Raw genomic sequence first — 5,609 nt, forward strand, 5'->3', positions numbered from 1 at the left:
GCTTGTTTGGCGCACCCATCTTTTCGTCGAACAATTTGGAAAACTCGGTCTCGAACTTGTTCCAGTCAATCTTGTTCGCGAGAACGTAGAGGGGGTGCTTGTGGTTCAACTGTTCCTCAAGGGAGCAGAAAAGGCTTGTCTGGGCGTGGGATTTTGGCGGTCTGTACATGAAAAAAATGCAAGGTTTTCAATCATATTTTAGAAATCCTTGCAATATTTTCACAGGGTAGAAATCAGTTTTCCCCAATAGTTATGCGGGTTGGACGAGATTTTAAGGGAGGACTATATAAGTCCCATTTCTTTTGCTCAAAAACCATAAGCAGGCTGCAAAACTCGCGAAAGAAAGCGCAATGGAAAAACTTTCAACAAGTCGCTTTGAAAAAGCACCTTTCCTACTGAATTAGAATCCTGACTTCGGCGAAAAAGCCCCCTTCCTACTGAATTAGAATCCCGACCTCGGCGTAAAACGCCTTTCCTACTGAATTAGAAAGCTCCTGTTTGTTTTTCCATCCGATTCAAAACAGCCATCGGCACCGTTTTTTCCTGGCCATCAAAAAAATGCAGAAAGATGTCCGAAAAAAGCTCAGAGAAGCACGTTGCGAATATTTTACAGAGATGGTTGCAAACAAAAAACAATATTCCACCATCCGTTCAATTAAATTGTATAGATTTTCCCCCATAACCTGGAACTTGTTCCCTTAGGCGAATTGTCCCTTTCAGGAATACTTCAACTACGAAATCGGAGATTCCAAGTTTCAGGGATGCAAAGCCATGGCAATTCTTGCTGGCACCTCGTCATTGCGAGGCGCGATAACGCCGTGGCAATCCTATCTGCAAAAAAAAGGATTGCTTCACCCCTCCGGGGTTCGCAATGACGTAAAATCCCCAGCGAGAGTTTGGGCAAATGAAAAAACGCCCAAAAATCCCCAGCGAGAGTTTGGGCAAATGGAAAAACGCCCGAAAATCTCCAGCGGGTTCATGGGCAACCGGAAAAACGCCTAAAAATCTCCAGCGAACTCATGGGCAATCGGAAAAACGCCCAAAAATTGTCAGCGGGGTTGTGGGCAAATGGAAAAACGCCAGGCACAATAGCGGAGCAATCCCTGCGACCCACCCGTCATTGCGAGGAGCAGAGCACCGTGGCAATCTTGTCTGCGTTAAAGGATTGCTTCTACACTTCGAGTATAACTCCACTAAGTCAATAAATTGACAAGTGTCGTATAACCCCTACGGGGTTCGGGGTGACAGTCGCTTTCAAATGTGACTATTTTTCTCCTTGGCGGGTTCGCAATGACGACTGTAGCCTACACATTTTGTAGCCGTTTTCACGTGAAAACGCGCTAAACCCGCTTTGCATCAACTAGTTCGGCAAGCTCACTAACCGAAGCTCAGCAGCCGTTTATCGAACTAGTCGAAGGGAGTCAACCACTCGCCGCTAGTCGCTAACCACTCATACAAGCAAATCAGGCGGAGTTTGTATATAAGCCCCAAAACTAGAAATCGCGTTCAATGTCCATGGGTACAATCTAGCCTCAAAGCGCAATTTCCCTTTCCCGGCGTAAAATTTCGACAGTCGAACATCTCCTTCCATCCTTTTAGATTATTTTTAAGAAGCATTCTTTTGAAGGAGAAACGATGAATTTATTTTCAAAATCGATAGCCTTTGCCAGCCTCACCGCAGGCGCGCTTTGCGCGGCACCGGGCCTCACCATCCAAGGAACGGATTTTCTTTATAACGGCAACAAGATTTTCTTCAGCGGAACGAACCTCGCTTGGGCCGATTACAACTCCGACGTCGGCGACTCCCCCCTCAACGAAAACGCCTGGAGAAAAGCGGTCGAAGGAACGCGTGCCGCGGGCGGAAACGCCATCCGCTGGTGGCTCTTCAACAATATGAGCCAAAGCCCCGCTATCAATGAAACCACGCACCTCGTTTCGGGACTTAAAGAAAACACCATCAACAACATGAAAAAAGCTCTCGACATCGCCGAAGAATACGGCGTAATGGTTTCCATGTGCCTTTTCAGCCACAACCTGATGGAACCGAACCAATGGGGACTCTACAGCGAGAAACTCGATATCGAAGCGAACAAGAAGCTTTTTACGGACGAAGGAACGACAGCCTTCATCAATAACGTTCTGAATCCCGTCGTCAAAGCGATTGGCAACCACAATGCGCTCATGACATGGGAAGTTTTCAACGAACCCGAAGGCATGACGGCCGAATGCAACGGCTGGACAGCCGAAAAAATGGAGCTTTCCAAGCTCCAGAAATTCACCAACAAAGTCGCCGCAGCTATCCACAACGCCAACAGCGAATTGCTGGTTTCCACCGGGAGCGTGAACATCCAATACCAAAAATACTGGAACGATGCCGCACTGATTGCTGCGGGCGGCGAAGCGAACGGAACTTTGGACTTTTTCCAGACGCACTACTATCCCTATTATCAGGCGGACGAAATTTCCCCATTCCGCAATTCCGCCAAAACCCTCGCCAGCAAATACGCCTTTGACGCAAGCAAGCCACTGATTATCGGCGAATTCCCCGCCAGCGGTTGGAAAGGCTCCACTTACACGAACTCCATGGCCGCCAAGACGCAAATTTCCACCGAAGAATGCTACCGCATCGCTCTCGACAGCGGATATGCGGGCGCACTCGCTTGGCAATACATTGGCGACAAGACGGAATCGCAGTTCGGCGGATACACCTACACGATTGATCCGGCACTCGAAGCGATGAAAGCACTGTGGGCGACCGATTCCGCAAGCATCAAAATCAAGGACGCAGAAATCGAAGAAGCCACAGGAAACGGCATGATGGCCGTGACTTACGGCGACGACGATGCTCAAATCGAATACCAGAAAACTTTTGACCTGAGCCAAGCGAGTACTCTTTCCTTCACCGTGAAAAACAACGGAAGCAGCACCGCCCAGCTGCACCTGATTTTCAAGCTGACATCGGCATGGAAGTGGACGGACAATTTTGCGGACCCCTGCGAAGTCGCCGCCGGAGAAAAGAAAACCTGTTCGTTCGACATTTCGTCGCTCGCCGACAGAAACCAGACTCTCAGCATCATCGTGGCCAATTACGCGACAGGCTACACGGGCACCCTCCTTTATGACGACTTTGTCGCCGGAACGGACACCCTCTTCAATTTCAATGCCGACAAATACGACGCCTTCTCCCGCAGCTTCGGCAACACGGAAGTGCAAATTCCCGAAATCAAAATAGTCTTCAACAACGAAGATTATGTCGCAGGAATTCACCACGCGATTATTGCAAGAACGTCTCGCCTTTCCCAAATCGGAAATTCCGTCACCCTGACACTTTCCCAGCCGGCAAATATCCGCATGGAACTCTTCGATATGAACGGCGTCCGCATCCGTTCGCTGCACAGCGGCAACCTTTCCGCCGGAACGCACCAGTTCAATTTGTCCAAAATCCCTGCCGGAAATTACATTGTCCGAGCAAACGGAGCATTGAACGCCTCTCGCACGATTTCCATCCGCTAAAGTTAAAAATCGACAAAACGGATATAAAGCCCAGCCTGGCTGGGCTTTATTATTGAGTTCCACATTTTCTCAAGATAATAGATGAGGGAAAATGAATTTTATAGCTATATTGTAAATTTGAAATTAAGGAGTTCGATGATGCAAAAAAACAAATACGGGCAATACTTTACGACTAAAGTCATCGCAGATTTTATGACCTCTTTAATAACCCATAAGAAAACCAGCAGAATTCTTGAACCGGCATGTGGTAAAGGCGTTTTCTTGGACAGCCTCATTCAACAAAATTTTAACAACATCTCTGCATACGAAATAGACAGGACTTTAGAGACCCCATACAAATTTGTTAAATATCAAAGCTTTCTACCGGTTTCTCTGCTTGAAAAATATGACGTTGTCATTGGAAATCCTCCATACATTAGATGGAAAAATCTTGAACCCGAATTAAAGAAGGAACTAACAAACCATTTTCTGTGGAACAAATATTTTAACAGCCTCTGCGATTATTTATTCATTTTCATTTTAAAAAGTATAGAACATTTAAATGAAAACGGAGAGTTGATATTTATTTGCACAGATTATTGGCTAAACACAACGAACTCGTCCTCTCTTAGAAATTATATGAGCCAAAATGGATATTTTTCCGAAATATACCATTTCAAAGAGGCTCCTCTATTTGAAAAAGTTACCGCATCATTTATTATTTTTCGATATGTCAAAAGCAAGCAGCATTCAAAAATAATCCAATTATATAAATACAATAAAGGGCATGCTTTGCCAACCCAAGAGGAATTAACAAACCGCACATGTTTTGATAAAGTCGTCATACCTCAATTTAATGCAAATAATAGATGGGTTCTGGCTTCACAATCAGCACAACAAGAAATATTCAAATTCGAGCAAGCTTGCATAAAACCAAGCACTACATTATTTGGCAACGAGCGATATACCATCGGTGATTTTTGTGATATTGGAAATGGAATGGTATCCGGCCTTGATTCCGCTTTTCAATTCAAGAATGCATGCAAGCTAAACGATGCGGAGCAAAAAGCCCTGATTCCGGTAATCAAAGCAAAAGATATGCTCCCATATACAAGTAAATCCAGCACTCCATATATTTTCATCCAAGAAAATATCACTCCTTATGAATTCAGCATAAAATACCCCAACTTTGCTAAGCATTTTGAACCAAACTTAAAAGAGCTATCTAGTCGATATAGCTACAACCGTAAAATTCCCTATTGGGAATTTGTTTTTCCCCGTAATCAAAGGCAATTTGAACGAAAAGAACCACGAATATTTGTTCCCTGCAAAGAACGGATTTCCAATAAAAATTATTTTCGCTTTTGCTATGCACCAACAGGTTATTACTCGACACAGGATGTAACGGCTGTTTTCAAAAAAAACAACGTTAAAGAATCGTTAGAGTACATACTGGCATATCTCAATAATTTCCGAGTTTTTTCTTGGCTAAGTCTTAATGGAATTGTCAAAGGGGATATTGTTGAATTTTCAGAAGCACCTATCGCGTCAATCCCCTTTAGACCCATAAACTGGAACTCGCAAAAAGAACTATCATCACACAATCGTATCTCGCTCGAAGTACAAAACTACTTGAAGGATGGATTACCTATTCATCTTAACAACATAAATTCCGAATTCAATTTTCTATTTCAAGGATAAACACCATGCCTATTTTAGATTTCACCAAAATAATCAACAGCATGGCAAATCAAACGGTTGAACGCCCAAATAAATCTTCTGCCGGAACACTATCCGGACATGCGCGGCTGGCGAGCCTTTTGAAAAATGCGTCTATCACAAATTAAAGCAGTTATATCCAAACAATATTTACAAACAATTTGAATATTTAAATGACATCTACCTAAAGCACCCCAAGCATATCTCTCTTGAACAACGATATGCTCTGATGAATTCTCCAACAGCATTATTTTTACTTAGTCCTCCCTTAAAATCCCGCCCAGCCCGCATAACTATTGGGAAAAACTGATTTCTACCCTGTGAAAATATTGCAAGGATTTCTAAAATATGATTGAAAACCTTGCATTTTTTATGTACAGACCGCCAAAATCCCACGC

4 protein-coding genes are annotated in these 5,609 nt (G+C 44.0%); all 4 read left to right on the forward strand.

Features of this window, described 5'->3' with window-relative positions; all coding sequences use genetic code 11:
- Positions 1–1,635 precede the first annotated feature (1,635 nt).
- The 4 genes from B5D40_RS14710 (at position 1,636) to B5D40_RS16605 (ending at position 5,521) form a co-directional block, all read left to right on the forward strand.
- On the forward strand, positions 1,636–3,513 hold the full coding sequence (locus B5D40_RS14710; protein WP_078777524.1) for a T9SS type A sorting domain-containing protein: 1,878 nt from the start codon (positions 1,636–1,638) through the stop codon (positions 3,511–3,513).
- Positions 3,514–3,648: 135 nt separating this feature from the next.
- Positions 3,649–5,193: an Eco57I restriction-modification methylase domain-containing protein gene (locus B5D40_RS14715; protein WP_078777525.1), complete on the forward strand. Its 1,545-nt coding sequence runs from the start codon at positions 3,649–3,651 to the stop codon at positions 5,191–5,193.
- Positions 5,194–5,198: 5 nt separating this feature from the next.
- Positions 5,199–5,339, forward strand: a complete 141-nt coding sequence (locus B5D40_RS16255; RefSeq protein WP_233134221.1) for a hypothetical protein — start codon at positions 5,199–5,201, stop codon at positions 5,337–5,339.
- The gene (locus B5D40_RS16605) at positions 5,285–5,521 is read left to right on the forward strand and encodes a HincII family type II restriction endonuclease (RefSeq protein WP_369832902.1); all 237 of its coding nucleotides are present in this window, start codon (positions 5,285–5,287) and stop codon (positions 5,519–5,521) included. The genes B5D40_RS16255 and B5D40_RS16605 overlap by 55 nt, the downstream gene beginning before the upstream one ends.
- The last annotated feature ends 88 nt before the right edge of the window (positions 5,522–5,609 follow it).

It is taken from the genome of Fibrobacter intestinalis (assembly GCF_900167415.1).
GTDB lineage: Bacteria > Fibrobacterota > Fibrobacteria > Fibrobacterales > Fibrobacteraceae > Hallerella > Hallerella intestinalis.